Raw genomic sequence first — 24,180 nt, 5'->3', positions numbered from 1 at the left:
AGCGGCGGTGGGAGGCGCATCATGGGCATGACACTTTGTACTTGAAACACCCTGCGTGCCGAGTGAGCGTGACATGACAGGGTGCGGCCAGAACCTAGCCCGGACCTGAGAGGGAGGGCAGCCCCGGAAGAAGATCTTTGCCGCTCTATAGGCAGCGCTTAGCCCCCTCATAGGAGGGGGTTGGCGCGTTCATAGGAGGGGGTTGGCGCGTCGATGGGAACCGGGGCCGGTCCCGGAGCGGCGGCCTACTACGCCCAGAGCTGGCCTTGCAGCGTCTCGATCGCCTCTTCCGTCGTAGCCGCCGTGTAGACGCCCGTCGACAGGTACTTCCAGCCGCCGTCGGCCACGATGAAGACGATGTCGGCGCTCTCGCCCGCCTTGACGGCCTTGTTGCCGACTCCGATCGCGGCGTGCAGGGCGGCGCCCGTGGAGACGCCCGCGAAGATGCCCTCCTGCTGGAGGAGTTCACGGGTGCGGGTCACCGCGTCGGCCGAGCCGACCGAGAAGCGGGTGGTGAGGACCGAGGCGTCGTACAGCTCCGGTACGAAGCCCTCGTCGAGGTTCCTGAGGCCGTACACCAGGTCGTCGTAGCGCGGTTCCGCCGCGACGATCTTCACGTCCGGCTTGTTCTCGCGCAGATAGCGGCCCACGCCCATCAGCGTGCCGGTGGTCCCGAGACCGGCCACGAAGTGAGTGACGGACGGGAGGTCGGCCAGGATCTCGGGCCCGGTCGTCGCATAGTGCGCGCCCGCGTTGTCAGGGTTGCCGTACTGGTAGAGCATCACCCAGTCCGGGTGCTCGGCCGCCAGCTCCTTGGCGACGCGCACGGCGGTGTTGGAGCCGCCCGCGGCCGGGCTGGAGATGATCTCGGCGCCCCACATGCCCAGCAGGTCCCGGCGCTCCTGTGAGGTGTTCTCCGGCATCACGCACACCATGCGGTAGCCCTTGAGCTTGGCCGCCATGGCCAGCGAGATGCCCGTGTTGCCCGACGTGGGCTCCAGGATCGTGCAGCCGGGCGTCAGCCTGCCGTCCTTCTCCGCCTGCTCGATCATGTGCAGCGCGGGGCGGTCCTTGACCGAGCCGGTCGGGTTGCGGTCCTCCAGCTTGGCCCAGATACGGACATCGGGGGACGGCGAGAGCCGCGGCAGACGCACCAGAGGGGTGTTGCCCACCGCGGCCAGCGGAGAGTCGTAGCGCATCTGGTATCAGGCCATACCGCCGGCCACGGCCGGCAGAATCGTCACGTTGTCGCCGTCGGCGACCTTGGTGTTGATGCCGTCGAGGAAGCGGACGTCCTCGTCGTTCAGGTAGACGTTCACGAAGCGGCGCAGCTCGCCGCCGTCCACGATGCGGGCCTGGATGCCCGTGTGGCGCGTCTCGAGGTCGGCGATCAGCTCGGCGAGGGTCTCCCCGGTGCCCTCGACGGCCTTCTGACCGTCGGTGTACTGGCGAAGGATGGTGGGGATGCGGACCTCGATGGCCATGGCTCAGGGCTCCTGTCGGGAGAAGTCTGGTCGGGGGCGCGCGGCGGCGCGGGAGCGTAGTCGTACGCGGGGCGGGACGCCGCGGCTCACGGCCATGCGGCGGCAGGGCGACGTCAACAGATGGCGCTGTTCAGCCTGCACAGGTCGACGTGCAGCCGCGCCACGAGCAGCGTGCCCGGCGTCTTCTTGCTCACGTCGTGGAAAACCATGGGGTCATCGTATCGATTCCCCAGGCCGCACCCGGAGTGTGATCTCGCATGGTGGATGAATTCTGACCGAATTGCGGGACCGGCGGAGTCAGTAGGTCTCCACGACCTTGACGTCCTCCTCGGTCACCTCGCCCTCCACGATCCGGAACGAGCGGAACTGGAACGGGCCCGCGTCGTCCGTGTCGGCGGTGGAGACCAGGACATAGTGGGCGCCCGGCTCGTTGGCGTACGAGATGTCGGTGCGGGAGGGGTACGCCTCGGTCGCGGTGTGGGAGTGGTAGATCACCACCGGCTCCTCGTCGCGGTCGTCCATCTCCCGGTACAGCTTGAGCAGATCGCCGGAGTCGAACTCGTAGAACGTGGGCGAGCGGGCCGCGTTCAGCATCGGGATGAAGCGCTCGGGGCGGCCGGAGCCCACCGGGCCCGCGACGACGCCGCACGCCTCGTCGGGGTGGTCCTGGCGCGCGTGGGCGACGATCTGGTCGTACAGGGCCTGGGTGATGGTCAGCATGCTCGTCAGGATAAGCAGAAGGGCCATCCCGTACCGAGGGGTGGTACGGGATGGCCCACATCGTGAGCGGGATGCTCAGCCGACCTTCTCCAGTTCCGGTTCGCGGCGCTGGGTGACATGCGGGTTGCGCGCCTTCAGCACGGCCCAGCCGACGGCCAGGGCGGCCGCCCACACGGCCATCACGTACAGGCAGACGCGGGAGTCGGCGTCGTAGGCGATCAGGCAGGTGACGAAGAGCAGGAACGCGATGGCGATCCAGCTGCACACCGCGCCGCCCGGGGCCGGGAAGGAGGAGGCGGGCAGCCGGCCGGCGTCGACCGCGCGGCGGTAGAGGACGTGGCTGATCAGGATCATCAGCCAGGTCCAGATGCCGGCCGCGGTGGCCACCGAGGTGACGTAGCCGAAGGCCTTCTCGGGGACGATGTAGTTCAGCACCACGCCGATGCCCATGAAGGCGACCGAGACGGTGATGCCGAGGGCCGGGGTCTTCGACGCCGACAGCCGGCTGAAGACCTTCGGGGCCTCGCCGTTGTCCGCGAGGGTGCGCAGCATGCGGCCGGTGGAGTACATCCCCGAGTTGCAGGAGGACAGGGCCGCGGTGAGCACCACGAAGTTGACGATGCCTGCGCCGGCCGGGATGCCGATCATCGCGAAGGCCTTGACGAACGGGCTCACGCCGGGCGCGAACTCGGTCCACTTCACCACGCAGAGGATGACGGTGAGGGCGCCGACGTAGAAGAGCGCGATGCGCCAGGGCAGGGTGTTGATCGCCTTGGGGAGGGTCTTCTCGGGGTTCTCCGACTCGCCGGCGGTCACACCGACCAGCTCGACGGCGAGGTAGGCGAACATGACGCCCTGCAGGGTCATCAGCGAAGAACCGATGCCCTTGGGGAAGAAGCCGTCGAACTGCCAGAGGTTGGAGACCGAGGCGGTGTCCCCGGCGGAGCTGAAGCCGAAGGTGAGCACGCCCAGACCGATCACGATCATGCCGACGAGCGCGGTGACCTTGACCATCGAGAACCAGAACTCGATCTCGCCGAACAGCTTCACCGAGATCAGGTTGGCCACGAACAGGACCACCAGGAAGACCAGCGCCGTCACCCACTGCGGGATGGACGGGAACCAGTAGTGGACGTAGATCGCGGCGGCCGTCAGCTCGGCCATGCCGGTCACCACCCACATCAGCCAGTACGTCCAGCCGGTGAAGTAGCCGAAGAACGGGCCGAGGAACTCGCGGGAGTACTCCGCGAAGGAGCCCGAGACCGGGCGGTACAGGAGCAGCTCACCGAGCGCCCGCATGATGAAGAAGATGATCACGCCCGCGAGGGCGTACATGAAGATCAGGCTGGGCCCGGCCTTGGCGATGTTCGCCCCGGCACCCAGGAAGAGGCCGACGCCGATGGCGCCGCCGATCGCGATCATCTGGACCTGACGGCTGCCGAGCCCGCGCTCGTACCCCTCTTCGGGGGCGTCGCCGCTCACGGCCTCACTGCCGGCACGGCTCTTGTCGTGCTTACCGACCTGCGACGAGGTCATGTGTGGTGCGCCTTTCTCCATGCCGACCCGAGCCAGTCCCATGGCTTCGGATCGGGTTCCGATCCCCCCGGATGTGATGGAGCGGTGCCTGGCCGGCGGTCGCCGGCTCGGTGGCGCACCCGACCGGACATTGGGTGGTGTCCCGTCGGGCGGTCGTGAAGATTTATCACGGCCGCAACATTGATCGGCTGTACGGAATGTGACACACCGCACTGGAAGAAGCGGACAAAAATACGCCCAAATGGGCATAACCGGCCGCAACGGTGACGCGATCGTTATCCGGATTTGAGCGTCCGCTGAGCGAACACCGGATCACGATCGAGCAAAGCCTGATGGCCGCACATCAGGGCATGAGGGTGGTGACCAGTGTCTCCTGCAGACCGCCGAGCCACAGGTACGCCATCACCATGGGCTTGCGCGGGTCCTCGTCCGGCAGCCGGTAGAGGTGGTCGGTGTCGTCCTCGTCGGCGACCTCGAGCCGGGAGCCGATCGCCAGGCGCAGGTCGTTCAGGGCGCCGAGCCACTGCTCGGACTCCTGGTGCGACAGCTTGAGGACGCCGCCCTCCTCGCTCGCCGAGGTCAGCGCGTCCAGCGAGCGGACCACCGCGAGGGCGTTGTCCCGCTTGCGCGCCCGCAGGTCGTTCTCGGTGAAGCGGCGGAACTCGGCGGAGTGCGCGTGCTGCTCCTCGGCCTCCTCGGGCGAGGCCGACTCGCCGCCGGGCCCGCCGTAGGCGTCCGGGAACAGGCGGCGCAGCACCGGATCCGAGGGCGGTTCGCTGGGGCCCTCCGCGAACAGCTCGGCGAGCGGGTCGTCACCGCCGTTCTCGGCGGGGCCCGGTCCGATGAGTTCCAGCAGCTGTACGGCCAGCGACCGGATGATGGAGATCTCGACGTCGTCGAGCGCGACGGCGGCGCCGCCGCCGGGGAGTGATTCGAAGTGTCCTGACATCAGGGAGGTCGTTACTTCCGGTCCTGCTGGAGGGTGGCCCACAAACCGTAGCCGTGCATGGCCTGCACGTCGCGTTCCATCTCCTCGCGGGTACCGCTGGAGACGACCGCCCGGCCCTTGTGGTGGACGTCGAGCATGAGCTTGGTGGCCTTGTCCTTCGTGTACCCGAAGTACGTCTGGAAGACGTACGTCACATAGCTCATGAGGTTGACCGGGTCGTTGTGGACGATCGTCACCCACGGGACATCGGGTTCGGGTACGGCGAAGTGCTCCTCCGCCGACTCGGTCTTTTCGATCTCTAGGGGTGCGGGTGCCGTCACACGGCCCATGCTGCCACCACACCCGGGGGCTCGCACAAACGGGCACCGCCGCCACCACCACAAATCGTCAGTCTGACGAGATGGGAGTACGATCGGCGCTCATGAACACTGCGGACCTTGGGCTGCCGGTGGACGTGCCCTCGACGGCGCTCTTCACCGACCACTACGAGTTGACGATGCTGCAGGCCGCCCTCAAGGCGGGCAGCGCCGAGCGGCGCTCCGTCTTCGAGGTCTTCACCCGGCGGCTGCCCGACGGCCGCCGCTACGGCGTCGTAGCCGGCACCGGGCGCGTCCTGGACGCGGTCGAGAACTTCCGCTTCGACGGGGACGTCCTCGGCTTCCTGCGGGAGCGCCGGATCGTCGACGAGGAGACCCTGGAGTGGCTCTCCGAGTACCGCTTCGACGGCGACATCTGGGGCTACCCGGAGGGAGAGGTCTACTTCCCGGGCTCGCCGATCATGCGGGTCGAGGGCTCCTTCGCGGAGTGCGTGCTCCTGGAGACCGTGATCCTTTCCGTCCTCAACCACGACTCCGCCGTCGCGGCCGCCGCCTCGCGCATGTCCTCCGCCGCCGACGGACGGGCCCTGATCGAGATGGGTGCCCGGCGCACCCATGAGCTGGCCGCCGTGGCCGCCGCGCGGGCCGCGTACGTCGGTGGCTTCACGACCACCTCGGACCTGGCCGCCGGCTTCCGCTACGGCATCCCGACGGTGGGGACGTCCGCACACGCCTTCACGCTCCTGCACGACAGCGAGCGGGACGCCTTCCGGGCCCAGGTCGAGTCGCTGGGCGGGGGCACCACGCTGCTCGTGGACACGTACGACGTCACCGAGGCCGTACGGGTCGCCGTGGAGGTCGCCGGGCCCGAGCTGGGCGCAGTACGCATCGACTCCGGCGACCTGCTGCTGGTCGCGCACCGGGTCCGGCAGCAGCTCGACGAGCTGGGCGCGACCCACACGAAGATCGTCGTGACCTCCGATCTCGACGAGTACGCCATCGCCTCGCTGCGGGCGGCGCCCGTGGACGCGTACGGCGTCGGCACCCAGCTGGTGACGGGTTCCGGCCATCCGACCTGCTCGATGGTCTACAAGCTGGTCGCCCGCGCCGAGTCGGCGGACCCGAAGGCTCCGCTGGTGCCCGTGGCGAAGAAGTCGGTCGGCGGCAAGACCTCCATCGGCGGGCGCAAGTGGGCGGCACGGCGGCTCGACGAGCACGGGGTGGCGGAGGCCGAGGTGGTCGGCACCGGACCGGTGCCGGACGAGCTCGCGGACCGGCAGCTGCTGGTCCAGCTGGTCAAGGGCGGCCAGGTAGTCGCCCGTGAGTCGCTGGACGTCGTACGCGACCGGCACGCGACCGCGCGCGCCGGACTTCCGCTGTCGGCGACCCAGCTGTCGCGCGGGGAACCGGTCATCCCGACCGAATACATGTGACGCGGTCCCTACGACCCGTTCCGTACGACCATGGAGCAAGGGCGGGGTGCGGCTTCGGCCGACCCGTCCGGCCGGGTGCATGAACGAGCCGCCGGTGGGAATGCAACGGCAGCGCAGCCGCGCACCCTGCCGACCGCCACATGCCCCCTCCCGCCCGGCCCGTGAAGTCTCTAGGCTCGGTAGTTCGTACAGACGGCCGGGCTCCGCACCCCTGCACTCCGAACCGCTGCCAAGCCGAAGGACACCGACCATGCGCCGCGCCTTGATCGTCGTAGATGTACAGAACGACTTCTGTGAAGGCGGCAGCCTCGCGGTGGCCGGAGGTGCCGATGTGGCCGCCGCGATCACCGAGCTGATCGGACAGGCTCCCGCCGGATATCGCCATGTCGTCGCCACCCGTGACCACCACATCGCCCCCGGCGGGCATTTCGCCGACAATCCCGACTACGTCCACTCCTGGCCCGCGCACTGTGTAGCGGGCACGGAGGGCGTGGGCTTCCACCCGAACTTCGCCCCGGCGGTCGCCTCCGGTGCGATCGACGCCGTGTTCGACAAGGGGGCGTACGCGGCGGCCTACAGCGGATTCGAGGGAGCCGACGAGAACGGGGTGTCGCTCGGCGACTGGCTGCGGGCGCGGGAGATCGACGAGGTGGACGTGGTGGGGATCGCCACGGACCACTGCGTTCGCGCCACCGCACTGGACGCCGTGCGGCACGGATTCCGCACGCAGGTGCTGCTGGACCTCACCGCCGGGGTGTCCGAGGAGACCACGGAGCGGGCGCTGGAGGAGCTGCGCGAGGCCGGCGTGGAGCTGTCCGGCAAGCCGGTGGTGTAGCGCGCTCCTATGCCCGCGCCGTCCGGTGTCGCAGAAGTGCCCTGATCGGGTGCCACAGCTCCTGGGACAGCTCCTGGCTCGCGCTGTCGGGGGCGGTGCGCCATATCAGGCCGTCGGGGTGGTGCAGGACCGCCGTGATCTCGTCGGGGGTCGGCGGCGCCGCGTTGCCGCGCAGGTAGACGGCGCGCAGGCCCAGGTTGCGCAGGCGCGTCAGCGCCCGGGCGCGGTTCTGGGCGAGGACGAGCACGCGGACCAAACCGCTGCCCGAACCCGGGCTGGGCAGGTTCAGCGCCACCACCACACTGCCGTTCGGCAGCTTGCAGAAACCTCCTGCGGCCATGCGTCTCATACCCCCGTAAGACCTGGTGTCAATAAGAAAGCCACAGGAGGCACCTAAACACGATCGGCCGCGACCCGCTAGAGGGTCGCAGCCGATCATGCGCTGACCTGCGAAGACAGTGTTCAGTTTGTGAGCAGCGCCACGAAGGACATGATCGTCCGAGGACCTACCGCTTCGACGGAAGCACCGCCACCGTCAGTACGCTGCCGTTCTTGGTCTGCCGCAGGAGCTTGATCCTCGTGTGGGTGTCCGGCACCTTCACGCCCGCGTACGGGGTCGCGGAGTAGTAGTAGGTGCCGGCGTGGTCGTCGAAGACCTGCACTCCCGGGCGGCTCTTGATCTTCACGGCCACGCCGTTGTTGTGCAGCGTGATCGCGTCCGTCGGCTCCAGGGTGAACGTGGAGTCGAAGGCCTGGATGCGGTTGCGCATGTACGTCCCGTCCGCCCACTTCAGCGGCTTGGCGTTGGCGTCGACCGGCAGGATGAGACCCTCGCCCGGGTGGTCGCTGACGTTGTTGTCGGCCTGCGAGGTGTCCCAGAGCCAGATCAACAGGCCGTTCTGGTACGGGTAGTGCTCGACCCAGCTCGGCTTGGTGTTCAGGAAGCCGAAGTTGTACGGGCCCGTCTTCAGGGTCGAGTCGTACGACACGTACTGACGGTTCTCGGCGATGTAGTACTGCGGGTAGTCGCCGCTGAAGGACGCGCCCTTGACGGAGAACCCGTTCACCGCCCAGTCACCGGTGCCGTTCTCGGCGCCGTCGCTGAAGACGGTGGAGCCGTCGGCCGTGATGGTGATGTCGTCCGCGGTGAAGCCCTTCTGGGCCACACCGGTGTCGGTGGTGTAGCGGAAGCGCAGCTTGATCGCCTGACCGGCGTAGGCGTCGAGCGGGTAGACCAGGTCGGCGTACGCGTCGATGGTGCCGGTCAGGGCGGGCTGGTCGCTCGCGTCGCGCGGGATCGCGGTTCCGTTCACCGTGCCGTCGACCGGCTTCCAGGTCGTGCCGCCGTCGGTCGAGACCTCCGTGTACAGGAAGTCGTAGTTCTTCTCGATGTCGTAGTAGCCCTTGAGGGACAGCGAGGCCGACGACTTGCCCGTGAGGTCGAGGTCCCGGGTCAGGGTGTTGCCCAGGCCGTTGCCGCTGCCGCTCCACCACTGGTAGGAACCGCTCGCCGGGGTGATCAGATCCGTGGTGACGGTCTTCTTCGGCAAGGTGACGATCAGCGCCTGCGGGTTCTCGGTGTTGTACTCCGAGTACCCGATCTTCGTCAGCGACTTGGCGCGGGACGTGACGACCCGGTAGTCCAGCCAGCCGAGCTGGAGCTTGTCCCAGGCGGTGAAGTCGCCGGGGGTGTCGCCGATGCTGTCCTTGCCGGTGCCGAGCCAGGAACCGGAGGACATGAGGTCCCAGAACCCGGTGGAATTCTCGGCGTTGCCGGTGGTGTCGTAGTTGTCGGGCAGGCCCAGGTCATGACCGTACTCGTGGGCGAAGACGCCGAGTCCGCCGTTCTCCGGCTGGATGGTGTAGTCGCCGACCCAGATTCCGGTGTCGCCGATCCGGGTGCCACCGAGCTTGTTGCTCTCGGGGCCGGTCTTGCCTGCGTCGGTGCCGTAGGCGTACCAGCGGTGGGCCCAGATCGCGTCCTCGCCCTGCGCGCCGCCGCCCGCGGACTCGTCCTCACCGGCGTGCACGATCTGGAAGTGGTCGATGTAGCCGTCGGGCTCGTTGAAGTTGCCGTCGCCGTCGTAGTCGTAGCGGTCCCACTGGTCGTACTGGGCGATCTTGGCCTTGATCTGCGCGGCGGTGTCCCCGGCGGCCTTGCGCTGGGCGACCCACTTGGCCAGGGCGTCGCTGACCAGGTTCCAGACGCAGGTGTCGCACTCGTTGGTGCCGTACCGGGCCTCGTTGTAGTCGACCTTGACCCAGTCCTGGACCTGGCCCTCGACCGAGTAACGGCCGGAGGAGGCCTTCTCGTAGAACTGCTTGAGGGACTTCTTCTTCGTGTCCGGGGAGAAGTAGAGGTCCTGGTAGTGCTGCCGGTTGTAGTCCGCGAGCCACTCGGTACTGTTGTCCGTGGCGCGGTCCGGCTTGGCTATCTGGTTGTGCTGGGGGCCGGCGGTGCCGCCGTACTGCGACGTCTTGGTGCCGAACTCGGCGAGGATGGTGAAGATCTTGTCGGTGCGCTCGCGGGCGAGTTCGACGTACTTGCCGCTGCTGAGCTTCACCACCTTCGAGGCACCGCGGTCCGTGACCGTGGCCTTGCCCGAGATGACCCGGCCCAGCGCTTCCTCCCGCTGGGCGTCCTGGGTCTTGCTCAGCGGTCCGTCGAGGTCGTGCTCCCTGCTCTTGACCGGCTGCGGGTCGTGCCGGTTGGCGGCCGCCGCCGAGGTGCCCGGCCCGGCCTGGGCCACGGCGGACACCGAGAGTGTGGCGGTGGCCGCGGCGAGCGCGACGACCGTCGCAGCCGCTCTGAACGTCCAGGGTCTGCTGGTCACTTGAAGTCCTCCCCGACGCGCCCGATCGCACGGAAGAGGAGTCCCGGTCGTGGAGGGTCCGCGCGCGGTGTACGCGTGTGTCAAGTGACGACATTTGACCGGAGGTTTAAGAGAAAAGACAGACCTTGACTTGAACAGACCAACTGCATTAATAGAAACAGACGTCCGGTATACGAACGGCATAGTCGCCTGTCAACCGGCGCGCGAGTCCGTCCAGTTGATGGACTGTATGACTCCGTGCGCCCCCTGTGCATCGGCACCGTGGGTTAGGTCACGCTTACCAGCCGTTCCGCTCGGGCATGCAGGCGAATAGAGTCGACAGGCGAAGCGTCGGAATGGCGACGGATTGCCCCGTCGACACCGTTGTCACTCCGCGATTCTCGGTCCCGCCCCAAGTGCCCCCGGTTCCACTACAGTTGTCCGCATCCTCCCCCATCGCGAGAGGCACCGGGGGGAGACCCCCACCCCGAGGAATGGCCATGCCTCGTCCGAACGCCGCACAGCTCGCCTACGGTTCCTGCACCGTGATCTTCTCCACCCTCGCCATGCTGCTGCTGTCACAGACGAGTTCGGGTCTGGGGATCGCCGTGATCGCCCTCGCGGCGCTCGCACTCGGACTGCTCGTCGCCATGACGGTTCCCCTGCCGAAGTCCACTTCGGCCACCGCCGGACGGCCCGCCGCCCGGCAGCACGCCACGGCCGGGCGCCCGACGGCGTCTGTCGGAGCCGCAGCGGCCGCCGAGTCCGTACACGAGCCGGCGAACCCCTGAACCGGGCGCGCACACGCAGCACCTCACGGGCACCACGCACAACCTCATAAAGAGCACTCGAATCATAAAGAGCACTCGAACCGGCGCGCCCGTGATGCACGGGCCCGCCGGTTCATGCGTACGCCGCCTACCTCGCGCTCAGCCCCTCACACCGTGCTGACCTCCACGGTCTTGGCCGCCTTGTCGTGCAGACCCTGTTTGTAGGGCTTGTCGAAGAAGCTCCAGCCGCCACAGATCGCGGTCCAGATGCAGGCGCAGCAGAACGCGAACGGGAGCCACAGCACCAACGCGCGGATCAGCGATGCCTGCACGGAGGGCGTGGAACCGTCCGCCAGGTTGGCCACCCGCATGTTCATCAGCTTCTTGCCGAGCGTCTGCCCCGATCTGGCGATCATGATCGTGTCGTAGGCCGTGTAGAGCACGGCGGCGATCACGGACTGCCCCACCGACTTGCCGTACTCCATCCGGTCGGCGTCGACGTTGTACTCGGTGGTGCGAAAAGCCCAGGACAACAGCACGACGACGATCCCGACGATGATCATGTCGATGATCCGGGCGAGCACACGCTTGCCGCTGTCGGCGAGCGGGGGCATTCCGGCGAGGGGGTCCGTGCCGCCGTACGGGCCGTAGGGACCTCCGCCGCCATAGGGACCGCCGCCGTGCGGCGGGGGCGCGCCGTACGGGCCTCCGGCGCCGGGCGGGGGCGCGCCGTAGGGCGGCCCGCCGCCGGGCGGAGGGGCGCCGGGCGGAGGGGCGCCGTAAGGGGGCTGGCCGCCGGGCGGGGGCGCGCCATGCGGGGGCTCACCGCCGGGCGGGGGCGGGCTGCCGTACTGCGGGCCCCAGTGGGTTTCGGAGCCGCCGCCCTCGGACGGCGGAGGCTGCTTCTTCCTGAACGGGTCGTCCTCCGGGGACCCCCCGGAGCCGGGGGGCGGCGGTTGGGTGCTCATGGCCCGAGTCGACCGCGAACCCTCCGGCTCCGCATCCCTACAGGTCCGTCCGGGTCAGCCCGCCACGAACGTGTGCGCCGCCTTGTCGTGCCAGCACTGGTGCCAGGGGCGGTCGAACAGGCACCACACGACGCCGACGACGCCGACGACGAGCAGGCCGGGAACGCTGTAGACGAGCCAGCGCCGCAGGGCCGGACCGAACGCCGGCGGCTCATGGGCCTCGATGTCCCGCACCTCGATACCGCACAGCCTCTTGCCGAGCGTGCGGCCCCACTTGACGGTCGGCAGCACCTCGTAGAGGACGCCGAAGCCGAGGAGCACGGCGAGCACGACGGCGAGGTAGACCGAGGTCGTACCGTCGAGCAGCCAGACCGTGACCGTCTCCCCGGACAGCCTGGCCGCGTCGACCTTGTCGTTGACGTGGTCGATCGCCTTGGTGCCCAGCGGTACGGCGGCGACGCCCGTGACCGCCGCCAGCACCAGCGTGTCGAGGAGCCGGGCGGCCAGCCGCTTGCCGAGGGCGGCGGGCCGGGCCGCCGCCTGCGCCCGGGCGGCGGCCTGGAACACGTCCTCCACCGGCGGCTTCCACGGCGCGACGGGCCGATCGCCGTCCGGTCCCGAGCTCGCGAGCCGGTGCACCTGCTGCGCCCAGGAAGGCTGGCCGCCGCCCGGGCCCGTGGTCATGGGCGTCTCGGCGGGTCCGGTGGACTGGTGGGGAAGGCCGGTGGCGGGCTGCTGCGAGAGGGAACCGGCCGGCTGCTGCGGGGGCTGCCCCGCCGCGGGCGTCGACGGCGACGGAGCCGACGGCTGCCGCGGTGGTGGGGCGGTACGCTGCGGGGCGGGGTTCGACGCCTCCGGGTCGAGGCCCAGCGCCTGATGGGCCGCGGCCTGGGAGCTCGGGGTGGAGGGGGCCGCGGGCTGCCCCGAACCGGAACCGGTCGCCCCCGTGCTTCCGCCCTGCTCCCCCGCGCGCGGGGAGAGCGCACGGAACGCCATGGTGCCCTCGGAGGGCGCGGGACCATCGGGGCCGGAGGTGCCCTGGGCAGCGGCCCCGGCGCCCTCGCCGCGCGGCCGCCGGCGGAACACGACCGTGCCCTCAGGGGCCGCGGGGGAGCCGGAGCCGGAGTCGGCGGGCGGGATCGTCGCCGTGCCGTCCGCACGGGTCGCCGTGCCGTCGGGCCGTGCGAGCGGGACCCGCGGGTCGGCGCCCTGGGGCGCGCCCCACGACACCCGGCGGTCCTGGTCGCCGCCGAAGCCGGACTGCTGGGAGCGGTCGGCGCCCCACGCCGAGGCGGGCTCGGGACGGCTGCCGTGCTGGGCGTCGGCCGGGCTCACCCGCGGGGGCTCCTCGACCGGGTCCTCGTCGAAGAAGTGCGGACCGGTCTCCTCCACCGAGGGCTGGGCGGGGCCCGCGCCGGGCGGCGGGGAGAGCGGCCGGCCGTCGCTGGGCGCCGGCCGGCTGGTGCCCGGGACCCAGGCGGCGCCGTTCCAGTACCGGACATATCCAGGAATGGACGGGTCCGGGTAATAGCCTTCGCGGGGCCTGTCGTCACCGGGTGCCGGGGTTGGGGCGCTCATGTCCGTCGTCCCGTATCTGCTCGGGGGATCGTGTGGACACCCACATCTATCAGAACCGGGGTGAGGGTACTGCCCCTCCGCCCGTACCCACCCCTTTCCGGGCGACACCGCGCACGCCCTTCACACACTCGGAACACACCCCGAAAGAAATTCTCCGAAACTCGCGTAATGCCTTCCGCACCTCCTCGCTCTCACTCGTACGGGCCGACCGCGAGGCCCGCGAGGCCCCCGTACCGGAGAGGAACCGCACATCATGCACACCGTGGTGGAACGCGAGCTGGAGCTCGAACTCGTCCTGTCCCCCGAGCACAGCATCCCGGTCCCGGCCAGGCTCGGTTACCGCACCGACGACCCGTACGCCGTGCACATCACCTTCCACATCGACTCCGAACAGCCCGTGAGCTGGACCTTCGCCCGTGAGCTGCTCGTCGAGGGCGTGTTCGGACCGTGCGGGCACGGCGATGTGCGGGTGTGGCCGACGAAGGTCGCGGGCCGCAGCGTCGTCCTGATAGCGCTGAGTTCACCGGGCGGGGACGCGCTGCTGGAGGCGCCGGCCGCTCCCGTGTCGGCGTGGCTGGAGCGCACGCTGCGGCTGGTGCCTCCGGGTGCGGAGTCCGGGCGGCTCGGCATGGACGACGGCCTCGCCGAGCTGCTCGCCCCGTCCCAGGAGGGTGCCCCCGCCGCCGACGACGAGTGAACGGGGTGGGTCAGAAGAGCTTGCCCGGGTTGAGGATGCCCAGTGGGTCGAAGACCTGTTTGACCGCCTGCTGCATCTCCACGCCGACCGGACCGATCTCGCGCGCCAGCCACTCCTTCTTCAGGACGCCCACGCCGTGCTCGCCGGTGATCGTGCCACCGAGTTCCAGGCCGAGGCCCATGATCTCCTCGAAGGACTCGCGGGCGCGCCGCGACTCGTCGGGGTCCTGCGCGTCGAAGCAGACGGTCGGGTGCGTGTTGCCGTCGCCCGCGTGCGCGCAGACCCCGATGGTGAGCCGGTACTTCTCGGCGATCCGCTCGACCCCTTCGAGCATCTCGCCGAGCCGCGAGCGGGGCACGCACACGTCGTCGATCATCGTCGTGCCCTTGACGGCCTCCAGCGCGGTGAGCGACAACCGCCGTGCCTTCAGGAGCAGTTCGGACTCGGCCGCGTCGTCGGCCGGTACGACCTCGGTGGCGCCGGCGGCCTCGCACAGCGCGCCGACCGCGGCGAGGTCGGCGGCCGGGTCCGGAGTGTCGAAGGCGGCCAGCAGCAGGGCCTCCGTGCTCTCCGGCAGGCCCATGTGCGCGAGGTCGTTGACGGCCTTGACGGTCGTACGGTCCATCAGTTCGAGGAGGGACGGCACATGCCCGCCCTCCATGATCCGGCAGACGGCGTCGCAGGCGGCGGCAGCGGAAGCGAACTCGGCCGCCAGCACCAGCTGCTGGGGCGGCTTGGGCCTCAGGGCGAGGATCGCGCGGACCACGATGCCGAGCGAGCCCTCGGAGCCGACGAAGAGCCGGGTGAGGTCGTAACCGGCGACTCCCTTGGCCGTCCGGCGGCCGGTGGACATGAGGCGTCCGTCGGCAAGGACCACGTCCAGGCCGAGGACGTACTCGGCCGTCACCCCGTACTTCACGCAGCACAGGCCGCCGGAGGCCGTGCCGATGTTGCCGCCGATCGTGCACATCTCCCAGCTGGAGGGGTCCGGCGGGTAGTACAGGCCGTGCTCGTTCACCGCGCGGGAGAGCGTGGCGTTGATGACGCCGGGTTCCACGACGGCGACGCGGTCGACCGGGTTGATCTCCAGGATCCGGTCCATCTTCGTCAGGGAGAGCACGATGCAGCCGTCGGAGGCGTTGGCCCCGCCCGACAGGCCGGTGCGGGCGCCCTGCGGGACGACCGGGACACGCAGTTCGGTGGCGGTCCGCATGACGTGCTGGACCTGCTCGACGGTGCGCGGCAGCACGACCACGGCCGGGGTGCCGGCCGCGCAGAAGCTCGCCATGTCGTTGGCGTACGAGACCGTGACGTCGGGGTCGCTCAGGACGGCCTCGGCGGGCAGGCCGGCCCTGAGACGGTCGAGGAGGTTGCCGGTGACTTCGTCGCGCGGGGCTTCGATACGGCTCATGATCACAGCGTCGCACCCGGAGGCTGCGGTGTGAACCCCGTCCGCGCGGGGTGCCGGGCGGAGGGCGGGAGGCGGCCACCGTGCGGGCGAGTCCTGCGGGCGCCACAGGGCGCCCGCAGGACCGGTTGCGCGTTCTCAGAGGCTCACAGGTTGCCGCGCCTGGCCTGCTCGCGCTCGATCGCCTCGAAGAGGGCCTTGAAGTTGCCCTTTCCGAAGCCCATGGAGCCGTGGCGCTCGATGATCTCGAAGAAGACCGTCGGACGGTCCTGGACCGGCTTGGTGAAGATCTGCAGCAGATAGCCGTCCTCGTCGCGGTCGGCGAGGATCTTCAGCTCGCGCAGGGTCTCGACGGGGACGCGGGTGTCGCCGACCCATTCGCCGAGGGTGTCGTAGTACGAGTCCGGGGTGTCGAGGAACTGCACACCGGCCGCCCGCATCGTCCGCACTGTGCGCACGATGTCGTTCGTGTTGAGCGCGATGTGCTGGACGCCGGGGCCGCCGTAGAACTCCAGGTACTCGTCGATCTGGGACTTCTTCTTGGCGACGGCGGGCTCGTTGATCGGGAACTTGACCTTGAGCGTCCCGTCGGCCACGACCTTGGACATCAGCGCGCTGTACTCGGTCGCGATGTCGTCGCCCACGAACTCCTTCATGTTCGTGAAGCCCATGACCTTGTTGTAGAACTGCACCCACTCGTTCATCCGGCCGAGTTCGACGTTGCCGACACAGTGGTCGATCGCCTGGAAGGTGCGGTGGGCGGGCGGCTCGACGATCGGGTCGGCGGCGACGAAGCCGGGCAGGTACGGGCCGTCGTAACCGGTGCGCTCGACCAGGGTGTGGCGGGTCTCGCCGTACGTGGCGATCGCCGCCAGGACGACGACTCCGTGCTCGTCCTTCAACTCGTAGGGCTCGGTGACCGAGCGGGCGCCGTGCTCGATCGCGTACGCGTACGCGGCACGCGCGTCCGGGACCTCGATGGCCAGGTCGACGACGCCGTCGCCGTGCTCGGCCACGTGCTGGGCGAGGAAGTGGCCCCAGGTGGTGGCGGGTTTGATGACGGAGGTGAAGACGAAACGGGCCGAGCCGTTCTCCAGGACGTACGAAGCGGTCTCGCGGCTGCCCGTCTCCGGTCCGGAGTAGGCCACGAGCCGCATGCCGAAGGCGGTGGAGTAGTAGTGCGCCGCCTGCTTGGCGTTGCCCACGGCGAAGACGACCGCGTCCATTCCCTTGACCGGGAAGGGGTCTGCCTCGCGCGCGGTGTCGGGGGTGTGGTGTGTGGTCTGCGTCATATCGGCAGCCTCACCCGTCCCCGCAAGGTGCGCAATAGTTTGCTTTCCGACTGGGCAATCTGTTCAGCGACAGGTCCGTCTCGGCGGGCGTTCTGTACATGATGACCATCCTGGAGCGCGGTATGGCGATCGATCATCTGGACGCCCGGCTCATCGTGCTGCTCGCGCGGGAGCCGCGCATCGGGGTGCTGGAGATGTCCCGGCGGCTCGGGGTGGCGCGCGGCACCGTGCAGGCGCGCCTGGACCGGCTTCAGTCAAATGGAGTGATCCGCGGATTCGGACCTCAGGTGGACCCGGCCGCGCTCGGCTACCCCGTCACCGCGTTCGCGACGCTGCAGATCCGGCAGGGGCAAGGGCCGGACGTACGGGCCCACTTGGCGACCGTCCCCGAGGTCCTGGAGCTGCACACCACCACGGGCAGCGGAGACATGCTGTGCCGGCTGGTGGCTCGCTCGAATGCCGATCTTCAACGTGTGATCGATCGGGTTGTCGGTTTTGATGGCATCGTGCGGGCCTCCACGGCGATCGTCATGGAGAACCCCGTTCCACTGCGGATCATCCCGCTGGTGGAGCAGGCGGCGGAGGACCGGGAGAGGACCTGATCGACGGGGTGAGGGCACGTGAGCTTCTGGGAGTACTTGGGCACCAGCCACCATCAGTTGCTCATGGACGCCCTCCGGCACGTCGGCGCGGTCCTACCGTGCACGGTCCTGGCGGCCGTCCTCGGCGTGCTGATCGGTGTCGCCGCCTGCCGCAGCGAGCGGGCGGGCACCCTCGCCACGGCCACCACCGGCGCGTTCCTGACCGTCCCCGCCCTCGCGATGCTCGGCCTCCTGGTCCCGGTCGTCGGCTCGGGCGTGGCGCCGACGGTCATCGCGCTGACGCTGTGCGGGCTGCTGCCGGTCGTGCGGCACTCCCTCGCGGGCCTGCGCACGGTCGACCCGTCACTGGTGGACGCGGCCCGGGGCATCGGCATGTCGCGGCAGGCCCGGCTCGTCCGTGTGGAGCTGCCCCTGGCCTGGCCGTCGATCCTCACCGGGATCCGTAGTTCCACGCGGCTGTTGATGGGTTTCGCCGCGATCACCGCGTACGTCTCCGGGCCCGGACTCGGCAACGAGATCTTCCGCGGCCTCGGCTCCCCCGAGGACGAGAACGCGCTCAACCGGGTGCTCGCGGGCACCCTCGGGATCGTCGTCCTGTCGCTGCTGTTCGACGCCGCGTACCTGCTTCTCGGACGGCTGACCATCACCGCGAGGCCTGCGGCACCGGCACAACCGGAGGAGAAGGCGACGTGACCACGCCCGAGGTGGAGGAGCAGAAGGAGACCGAAGCGCCCGCCGCGCCCAGCCCCCCGAAACCGCGGATCACCTGGCAGAAGCTGACCTTCCTGCCCCTGACCCTGGTGGTCGTGCTGCTGACGACCCTCCTGTGGTTCCGGCACGCCCACCTGGACGCGTTCTCCCAGGACGCCCTGTCGCGCGGCCGGGTGTCGAAGGCGTTGTGGCAGCACGTCGAGCTGACCGCGATCGCCACGTTCCTGGTACTGGTCGTCGCGATCCCGCTGGGGGTCCTGCTCACCCGCGGGGCGCTGCGCAACGTCACCCCCGTGGCGACGGCGATCACCACCATGGGGCGTACGGTTCCGGCGCTGGGCCTGCTGGCGCTGCCGGTGCTCGTGCTGGGCACCGGCCGCAAGGCGGTCCTGGTCGGCATCGTGGTCTACGCCGTCCTGCCCGTCCTGTCGAGCACGATCGCGGGACTCAGGCCCCGCGATCCGACGCTGCTGGAGGCCGCGCACGGCATCGGCATGTCCCCCCTGGGCCTACTGATCCGCGTGGAACTGCCCTTGGCCCTCCCGCTGATCCTCGGGGGTGTGCGCACGACCCTGGTCCTGAACGTCGGCACGGCGACCCTGGCGACCTTCGGCGGAGGCGGTGGCCTGGGCGTGCTCATGGCGACGGGCATCACCCATCACCGCATGCCGCTGCTCCTGCTCGGCTCGGTCCTCACGATCGCACTGGCGCTCCTGGTCGACTGGCTGGCATCACTGGGGGAGCTGCTGCTGCGGTCGCGGTTCGTCAAACGGGCCTGAAGGCCCGAGAGTTCCAAAGAGTCGGTTGCAAAGAAGTTGTTGCAACGGACTCTTTGCAACGTTATCTTTGTACGCATGCCGGAGCCCCAGCCCCACGAACGCAAGATCCGCCACCTCGACGCCCGCTCGCTGCGCGGGCTCGCCCACCCGCTGCGCATGCGGCTGCTCGACGCCCTGCGCTTCAACGGACCGGCCACCGCCTCCCAACTCGCCGAGAGACTGGGCGAGTCGAGCGGAGCGACCAGCTACCACCTGCGCCAGCTCGCAACCTACGGCTTCGTGGAGGACGCCCCGGAGCATGGCAAAGGGCGGGAGCGGTGGTGGAAGGCCGCCCACGACGGCCTGATGTTCGACGACGCCCTGTTCACGGACGCCAACCCCACCGTGCGCGGCGCCATCGACATGGTCATGCACGAGGTGGCAACCAAGCACGCTCAGGAGCTGTCCACCTGGCTCGGCAACCGGCACACCAGGTCCGAGAAATGGGCCCACGGCTCTGACCTGAGTGACATGACCCTACGACTCACGCCCGAACTCGCCCGCGAACTGATCGAGAAGCTGCACGCCCTCGTCGAGGAGTACCGCAACCTGCCCGCGATGGCGGACGCACCCGACGCCGAGCAGGTGCGCATTCACACGCACGCCTTCCCGGTCACCACGGACTGACGGCAGAGAGGCCACTTCCCATGTACCCCGAGACCCACCTCGCCCTGCACCAGACCCGCGCCGCCGAACTCCACGCCCAGGCCGACGCCCACCGGCTCGCCGTCGCGGCCAGGCAACCCCGCGACCTGCGCGTACGGCTCGGCTGGACCCTCGTCGAGGTCGGGCTGCGGCTGGCCGCCGCGCCCCGGCCCGCCGCGGTCTAACAGCTCGGTACCGAGCCCTGCCCCTTCTCCAGCGCCACCAACGCGTCGACCGCGCCCTTGAGCGTGGTCACCGGAACAAGCCGCAGCCCCTTCGGCAGCTCTGCCTTCGCGTCGGAGCACTCCGCCTTCGGGACCAGGAAGACCGTCGCGCCGTCCCGGCGGGCCGCCTGCGTCTTGAGGGCGACCCCGCCGACCGCGCCGACCGTGCCGGCCGCGTCGATCGTGCCCGTACCGGCGATCGTGCGGCCGCCCGTGAGGTCGCCGCCGCTGCCGTCGCCGTCCAGTTTGTCGATGATCCCGAGGGTGAACAGCAGGCCCGCGCTCGGGCCGCCGACGTCCGCGAGCTTCAGCGTGACCTTGACGTTCTTGTCGCCGAGGTCCAGGTACTTCAGCGCCGCCCGGGTCGCCGCGTCCTGGGACTGCTTCATCTGCTCGGTGTTGTGCTGTTCGATCTCCTTGACGGTGTTGCCGCTCGGATAGACCGCATCGCGCGGCAGCACCGCTTGGTCCGAGCGGAACCAGCCGTCGATCACGTCGCCCAGGGAGACGTGCGCGTCCGGGCCCGTGGCCTCGATCGTCGTCATCCGCAGCTGACCGGTCGTCGTACGGGTGGGTGCCCCGCTGACCGTGATCACGGGCGTGCCCTTGTTCGCACCGAGGACGTTCGCCGTGATGCCGGGCTGCGCCACGGAGAACGGCAGCGGCGCGAACGCCGCTGTGGCGAGCAGGGCCACGACGGGAAGAGCGCAGACGGTGACGGCCTTGGGACGCGAGAGGCGAGAGAGCACGGGATCAATCTAACGTGGCGGTGACTTCCGGCCAGGCGGCGGTCAGCCCCCGTACAGCTCGCTCCGGCCGGTGGTGAAGCGCCGCAGCGCCTCCGGGAGCGGTTCGATCCCGATCCCGGGCCCGGACGGCACCGGCAGATGGCCGTCCTGGAGGACGAACGGTTCGGTGATGTCCTCGGCGAAGTAGCGGGAGGACGCCGAGGTGTCGCCGGGAAGCGTGAAACCGGGCAGGGCGGCCAGCGCGAGATTGGGCGCGCGGCCGATGCCCGTCTCGAGCATGCCGCCGCACCACACAGGCACCCCGTGCGCGTGCGCCACGTCGTGGACGCGGCGGGCCTCCAGGTAGCCGCCGACCCGCGCGGGCTTCACATTGACGACCCGGCAGGCGTCCATCGCGATCGCGGAGGCGGTGTCGCGTGCGTTGTGCAGGGACTCGTCCAGGCAGACCGGGGTCGCGATGCGCTGCTGGAGCCGGGCGTGGGCATGGAGGTTGTCCGCGTCCAGCGGCTCCTCGATGAGCAGCAGCCCGAACTCGTCCAGCCTCCGCAGGTGCTCGGCGTCGGCGAGGGTGTACGCGGTGTTCGCGTCGACCTGGAGCGGCAGCACCTCCCCGAAGCGCTCGCGGACGGCTCGTACGGGTTCCAGGTCCCAGCCGGGCTCGATCTTCAGCTTGATACGGACGTATCCCTCGGCGAGGTAGCGCTCGACGTCGTCCAGCAGCTCGGGTACGGAGTTCTTGATACCGACCGACACCCCGGCCGGCACCCGGTCCCGTACTGCCCCCAGGTAGGTGGCGAGAGGCATGCCGTGGGCGCGCAGCTCCGCGTCCAGGACCGCCGTCTCCAGTGCCGCCTTCGCCAGCTCGTGCCCCTTGATCTTCGCCATGGCCGGGGCGAGCGCGGCCGTCGTCAGGCGGGGCAGGGCGGCGACGCGCGGCAGCAGGAAGTCGCGCAGGACGATCTCGGCTCCGGCGACGAACTCCGAGCAGTACAGCGGTTCGGGGTCGGCCGCGAACTCCGACCAGCCCTCGGCGGTGTCGGTGACGACGTGGAGCAGGAAGGTGTCCTTCGTGGTCATGGTCCCGAAGGAGGTGCGGAACGGGGTGACCAGCGGGATCGCCACGTGGACGACCTCGACGCGTTCGAGCTTCATGCCGGGGAGCCCTCCTCGCGGGTGAGCGTGTACCAGCCGTCCCGGGACATGCCCGTCGCCGTGAAGCCCTCGGCGAAGAGCTCCGTGAAGACGTCACGGACGGCGTGCCGCCAGCGCAGGGCGAGCGCCGGGTCGGCGGTGCGCAGGGCCACGACGTCCTCGGGGACGCGGCACCACACGTGCCGGTCGTCCGGGGAGCGGCGGGCGAGCGGGGCGCCGTCGGGACCCATGTGCGTGGCAAGGGCACAGGCGCGGTCATCGCTCTCCTGCGGCTGCCGGGGTGCCGCCAGGTCCCAGGTCACCGTCAGCCGGTCGCTCTCGTCGCCGTCGTTCACGCCGTCGGCCATCGGACCGTAGAAGTCGACCAGGTACTCCGTGCCGGTCGCGCCCAGCTTCACCAGGTTGAAGCGGGCGTTGCGGCCGACCAGCGGGTCGAAGGTCCAGCGCAGGGTGCGGGCGCCGTGCTCCAGCAACCAGGCGCGCTGTGCCTGCTTCACGGCATACCCGAGGCCACGGTCGGCGGCCGCCAGCAGGGAGTACGCGTCCGCCTCGGCCGGCGGCCCGAAAGCGGCCACACAGGCGCCGGCCAGCCGTTCGTCCGCGAAGGCGGCGTGCACGGCACCGCCCGCGTGGACCAGGCTGTGCAGCACCTCGGCCGGGATCGGCGGGCTGCTGCGGGGCGTCCGCCAGACGTCGCTGAAGTAGTCGGCCACGGCGGCGAGTCCGGTCACGTCGTGCACGGTACGGAGGTGGACGCCCGCGGTGCGTGCGGCATCGTCCGCGAGCCGCGCCACGCGCGCGTGGGCGGCGGACAGGTCCGTCTCTGCTGTCATGGGTCGAGTCTCGGGGCCCCGCGGTGGGCCCCGCGTTGTGCGAGACGCCAAAACCTGCGTATGGTCCTGATGGGATCGGCCAATCGGTGGAGGAGGCACCCATGGACGCCTGCACCCTCGGCGACCTGCTCGACGTCGGCGAGCCCTCCATACGGCTGCACACCGCGCCCGCCGGGCTCGCCGCGCCCGTCAGCGAGGCACTGCTGTACGACGTGAACGCCCCACTCCCCCGCGCGCCGGGCGCGCTGCTGCTCGCGGTGGGCGTGCGGGCCCCGGCCGCCGGTCCGCTGGCGCAGGCCGCCGCTGAGGCGGGGATGGCCGGAGTCGTCGTACGGGGCACGGACGGGCCCGTCGCCGAGGCAGAACAGGCAGGCGTGGCACTGCTCTCCGTGGACGAGGACGCCGCCTGGCACCAGGTGCACCTGCTGCTCGCCTCGGCGATCGGCGCGCACCCGGTGGCGACGGGTGGTGGGGACGCGCGCGGGGAGCTGTTCGCGCTGGCCGACGCGGTGGCGGCGGCCGTCGGCGGGGCCACCGCGATCGAGGACCCGGGGCAGCGGATCCTCGCGTACTCGACCGTGCCGGGACAGGCGACGGACGAGGACCGCCGCCAGGGCATCCTCGGGCTCCGGGTGCCGGGGAGCCCGGAGAACACCGAGCAGTACCGGGCGGTCTTCGCGGCCCAGGGTCCGGTGCGGCTCCCGGCGCTCTCGGGAGCCCTGCCCCGCCTCGCCGTCGCCGTGCGCGCCGGCGGCGAGACCCTCGGTTCGCTCTGGGTCGTCGACGACGGCCGGCTCGCGCCCGACGCCGAGGAGGCGCTGGCGCAGGGCGCCTCCACGGCGGCACTGCTCCTGCTGCGGGCGCGTGCCGCACAGGAGCTGGCTCGGCACCAGGACGGCGATCTGCTGCGCCGCATCCTCGACGGCACCGCGGACCCGGCCGCCGCCGCGCACCGGCTCGGCCCCGAGGCCGTACGGGTGGCCGCGTTCGTCCTGGACTCCACCGTGTCCGCGCCGGACGACGAACAGACCGCGCTGCGGCTGCTGGACCTCGTACGGCTGCAGTGCGAGGCGCGCTACGGGCGGCACGCGTGCGTGCTCGTCGACGGCGTCGTGTACGCGCTGCTGCCCGCACCGGGCGAGCGCGGCGAGCGGCACCGGCACCTGGCCGAGGACATCGTGCGGCGGGCCGGGCACGCGCTGCGGGTGCCGGTGCGGGCCGGGCTCGGCGAGGTGGTGCCCTCGCTCGCCGGGGCGCCGGCCTCCCGAGCCGACGCGGACCTCGTCCTGCGGGTGCTCGGGCCGGAGCTGCCGTTGGCGTGCGTGACCGAGGTGCGGCCCAGGATCACCCTCCGGCGGCTGGCCGAAGTGATGTGTGAGCGGCGGGAGTTGACCGCGGGAGTGTGGCGGGAACTCCGGGACCACGACGCCGGGCACGGCACCGCCCACGCACGCACCCTGCTGGCGTGGTTCGAGGCCGGCGGCGACATGGCACGCGCCGCGGAGCGACTGGGTGTACATCCCAACACCTGTCGCTACCGCCTCCGGCAGGTTCAGCGGCAGCTCGGCCTCGACCTGGACGATCCGGACGAACGGCTGGTGCTGTGGCTGCAGTTGAGGGTGCTGGGCAGCTGACCCGGGGCGCCG

At 70.3% G+C, this 24,180-nt stretch carries 25 protein-coding genes and 1 pseudogene; 10 read left to right on the top strand and 16 right to left on the bottom strand.

All coding sequences use genetic code 11. The features are described from left to right. Positions 1 to 248 precede the first annotated feature (248 nt). The 7 genes from ACZ3TS_RS15665 to clpS form a co-directional block, all read right to left on the bottom strand. Positions 249 to 1,199, bottom strand: a complete 951-nt coding sequence (locus ACZ3TS_RS15665; RefSeq protein WP_467617974.1) for a PLP-dependent cysteine synthase family protein — start codon at positions 1,197 to 1,199, stop codon at positions 249 to 251. 6 nt (positions 1,200 to 1,205) lie between these two features. Next, entirely contained in the window at positions 1,206 to 1,484 is a 279-nt protein-coding gene (locus tag ACZ3TS_RS15660; protein WP_467617972.1) for a MoaD/ThiS family protein, read from the bottom strand. 113 nt (positions 1,485 to 1,597) lie between these two features. Continuing rightward, positions 1,598 to 1,693 (bottom strand): putative leader peptide, encoded by a 96-nt coding sequence (locus ACZ3TS_RS15655; RefSeq protein WP_344415113.1) that lies wholly within the window; start codon positions 1,691 to 1,693, stop codon positions 1,598 to 1,600. An 88-nt stretch (positions 1,694 to 1,781) separates the two neighbouring features. Next, complete coding sequence (locus ACZ3TS_RS15650) at positions 1,782 to 2,204, bottom strand: M67 family metallopeptidase (protein ID WP_467617970.1); 423 nt, start codon at positions 2,202 to 2,204, stop codon at positions 1,782 to 1,784. Positions 2,205 to 2,279: 75 nt separating this feature from the next. Then, positions 2,280 to 3,740: an amino acid permease gene (locus ACZ3TS_RS15645; protein ID WP_467617969.1), complete on the bottom strand. Its 1,461-nt coding sequence runs from the start codon at positions 3,738 to 3,740 to the stop codon at positions 2,280 to 2,282. Between the two features lie 343 nt (positions 3,741 to 4,083). Continuing rightward, positions 4,084 to 4,689 carry a DUF2017 domain-containing protein gene (locus ACZ3TS_RS15640; protein ID WP_467617966.1) on the bottom strand — a complete coding sequence of 202 codons (606 nt, stop codon included), beginning with the start codon at positions 4,687 to 4,689 and terminating at the stop codon, positions 4,084 to 4,086. Between the two features lie 11 nt (positions 4,690 to 4,700). Next, complete coding sequence (gene clpS, locus ACZ3TS_RS15635; protein ID WP_467617964.1) at positions 4,701 to 5,018, bottom strand: ATP-dependent Clp protease adapter ClpS; 318 nt, start codon at positions 5,016 to 5,018, stop codon at positions 4,701 to 4,703. Between the two features lie 92 nt (positions 5,019 to 5,110). Here clpS and ACZ3TS_RS15630 point away from each other — a divergent pair, with 92 nt between their 5' ends. Both ACZ3TS_RS15630 and ACZ3TS_RS15625 read left to right on the top strand, forming a co-directional pair. Continuing rightward, entirely contained in the window at positions 5,111 to 6,439 is a 1,329-nt protein-coding gene (locus ACZ3TS_RS15630; RefSeq protein ID WP_467617962.1) for a nicotinate phosphoribosyltransferase, read from the top strand. Positions 6,440 to 6,689: 250 nt separating this feature from the next. After that, positions 6,690 to 7,274: a nicotinamidase gene (locus ACZ3TS_RS15625; RefSeq protein WP_467617960.1), complete on the top strand. Its 585-nt coding sequence runs from the start codon at positions 6,690 to 6,692 to the stop codon at positions 7,272 to 7,274. A gap of 7 nt (positions 7,275 to 7,281) precedes the next feature. Here the strand turns inward: ACZ3TS_RS15625 and ACZ3TS_RS15620 are convergent, their stop codons facing one another. Together ACZ3TS_RS15620 and ACZ3TS_RS15615 are read right to left on the bottom strand one after the other, a co-directional pair. Beyond that, the gene (locus ACZ3TS_RS15620) at positions 7,282 to 7,614 is read right to left on the bottom strand and encodes a hypothetical protein (protein WP_467617958.1); all 333 of its coding nucleotides are present in this window, start codon (positions 7,612 to 7,614) and stop codon (positions 7,282 to 7,284) included. A 166-nt stretch (positions 7,615 to 7,780) separates the two neighbouring features. Then, positions 7,781 to 10,108: an immune inhibitor A domain-containing protein gene (locus ACZ3TS_RS15615; RefSeq protein ID WP_467617956.1), complete on the bottom strand. Its 2,328-nt coding sequence runs from the start codon at positions 10,106 to 10,108 to the stop codon at positions 7,781 to 7,783. Between the two features lie 479 nt (positions 10,109 to 10,587). On the opposite strand from ACZ3TS_RS15615, the gene ACZ3TS_RS15610 reads away from it, so the two are divergent. Then, positions 10,588 to 10,878, top strand: a complete 291-nt coding sequence (locus tag ACZ3TS_RS15610; protein WP_467617955.1) for a hypothetical protein — start codon at positions 10,588 to 10,590, stop codon at positions 10,876 to 10,878. A gap of 146 nt (positions 10,879 to 11,024) precedes the next feature. Here the strand turns inward: ACZ3TS_RS15610 and ACZ3TS_RS15605 are convergent, their stop codons facing one another. Both ACZ3TS_RS15605 and ACZ3TS_RS15600 read right to left on the bottom strand, forming a co-directional pair. Further along, entirely contained in the window at positions 11,025 to 11,825 is an 801-nt protein-coding gene (locus tag ACZ3TS_RS15605) for an RDD family protein (RefSeq protein ID WP_467617953.1), read from the bottom strand. A gap of 54 nt (positions 11,826 to 11,879) precedes the next feature. Further along, a complete protein-coding gene (locus tag ACZ3TS_RS15600) occupies positions 11,880 to 13,403 on the bottom strand; it encodes an RDD family protein (protein ID WP_467617951.1) in 1,524 nt (507 codons plus the stop codon). A gap of 253 nt (positions 13,404 to 13,656) precedes the next feature. Between ACZ3TS_RS15600 and ACZ3TS_RS15595 the strand changes: the two genes are divergently transcribed. Continuing rightward, positions 13,657 to 14,100 carry an SsgA family sporulation/cell division regulator gene (locus tag ACZ3TS_RS15595; RefSeq protein WP_467617948.1) on the top strand — a complete coding sequence of 148 codons (444 nt, stop codon included), beginning with the start codon at positions 13,657 to 13,659 and terminating at the stop codon, positions 14,098 to 14,100. A 10-nt stretch (positions 14,101 to 14,110) separates the two neighbouring features. Here ACZ3TS_RS15595 and ACZ3TS_RS15590 read toward each other — a convergent pair whose 3' ends face one another. Together ACZ3TS_RS15590 and hppD are read right to left on the bottom strand one after the other, a co-directional pair. Next, entirely contained in the window at positions 14,111 to 15,517 is a 1,407-nt protein-coding gene (locus tag ACZ3TS_RS15590) for an FAD-binding oxidoreductase (protein WP_467617946.1), read from the bottom strand. A 137-nt stretch (positions 15,518 to 15,654) separates the two neighbouring features. Continuing rightward, positions 15,655 to 16,800, bottom strand: coding sequence for a 4-hydroxyphenylpyruvate dioxygenase (hppD, locus tag ACZ3TS_RS15585; protein WP_467617945.1), 1,146 nt, complete (start codon positions 16,798 to 16,800; stop codon positions 15,655 to 15,657). Between the two features lie 122 nt (positions 16,801 to 16,922). On the opposite strand from hppD, the gene ACZ3TS_RS15580 reads away from it, so the two are divergent. From ACZ3TS_RS15580 to ACZ3TS_RS15560, 5 genes and pseudogenes are all read left to right on the top strand, one after another. After that, positions 16,923 to 17,402, top strand: a complete 480-nt coding sequence (locus ACZ3TS_RS15580) for an Lrp/AsnC family transcriptional regulator (protein WP_467618031.1) — start codon at positions 16,923 to 16,925, stop codon at positions 17,400 to 17,402. 18 nt (positions 17,403 to 17,420) lie between these two features. Next, positions 17,421 to 18,063 (top strand): annotated as a pseudogene (locus ACZ3TS_RS15575) (ABC transporter permease); the annotation flags it as partial. Positions 18,064 to 18,091: 28 nt separating this feature from the next. Beyond that, positions 18,092 to 18,892 (top strand): ABC transporter permease, encoded by an 801-nt coding sequence (locus ACZ3TS_RS15570; protein ID WP_467617942.1) that lies wholly within the window; start codon positions 18,092 to 18,094, stop codon positions 18,890 to 18,892. Between the two features lie 75 nt (positions 18,893 to 18,967). Beyond that, entirely contained in the window at positions 18,968 to 19,558 is a 591-nt protein-coding gene (locus ACZ3TS_RS15565; RefSeq protein ID WP_467617940.1) for an ArsR/SmtB family transcription factor, read from the top strand. A gap of 20 nt (positions 19,559 to 19,578) precedes the next feature. Continuing rightward, positions 19,579 to 19,761, top strand: a complete 183-nt coding sequence (locus ACZ3TS_RS15560) for a hypothetical protein (protein ID WP_467617939.1) — start codon at positions 19,579 to 19,581, stop codon at positions 19,759 to 19,761. Here ACZ3TS_RS15560 and ACZ3TS_RS15555 read toward each other — a convergent pair. From ACZ3TS_RS15555 to ACZ3TS_RS15545, 3 genes are read right to left on the bottom strand one after another with little or no spacing between them, the layout of a single operon-like run. Continuing rightward, the gene (locus ACZ3TS_RS15555) at positions 19,758 to 20,549 is read right to left on the bottom strand and encodes a S16 family serine protease (RefSeq protein ID WP_467617937.1); all 792 of its coding nucleotides are present in this window, start codon (positions 20,547 to 20,549) and stop codon (positions 19,758 to 19,760) included. The two genes, ACZ3TS_RS15560 and ACZ3TS_RS15555, sit on opposite strands and share 4 nt — an antisense overlap. A 42-nt stretch (positions 20,550 to 20,591) precedes the next feature. Continuing rightward, positions 20,592 to 21,701 carry an o-succinylbenzoate synthase gene (menC, locus tag ACZ3TS_RS15550; protein ID WP_467617935.1) on the bottom strand — a complete coding sequence of 370 codons (1,110 nt, stop codon included), beginning with the start codon at positions 21,699 to 21,701 and terminating at the stop codon, positions 20,592 to 20,594. Continuing rightward, the gene (locus tag ACZ3TS_RS15545) at positions 21,698 to 22,534 is read right to left on the bottom strand and encodes a chorismate synthase (RefSeq protein WP_467617933.1); all 837 of its coding nucleotides are present in this window, start codon (positions 22,532 to 22,534) and stop codon (positions 21,698 to 21,700) included. The genes menC and ACZ3TS_RS15545 overlap by 4 nt, the downstream gene beginning before the upstream one ends. 101 nt (positions 22,535 to 22,635) lie before the next feature. Here ACZ3TS_RS15545 and ACZ3TS_RS15540 point away from each other — a divergent pair, with 101 nt between their 5' ends. After that, entirely contained in the window at positions 22,636 to 24,168 is a 1,533-nt protein-coding gene (locus ACZ3TS_RS15540; protein WP_467617931.1) for a PucR family transcriptional regulator, read from the top strand. Positions 24,169 to 24,180 lie beyond the last annotated feature (12 nt).

The organism is Streptomyces sp. NPDC022910, from assembly GCF_055561075.1.
Note: the sequence above shows the minus strand (reverse complement) of the source record. Positions and strands in the feature narration are given on the sequence as shown.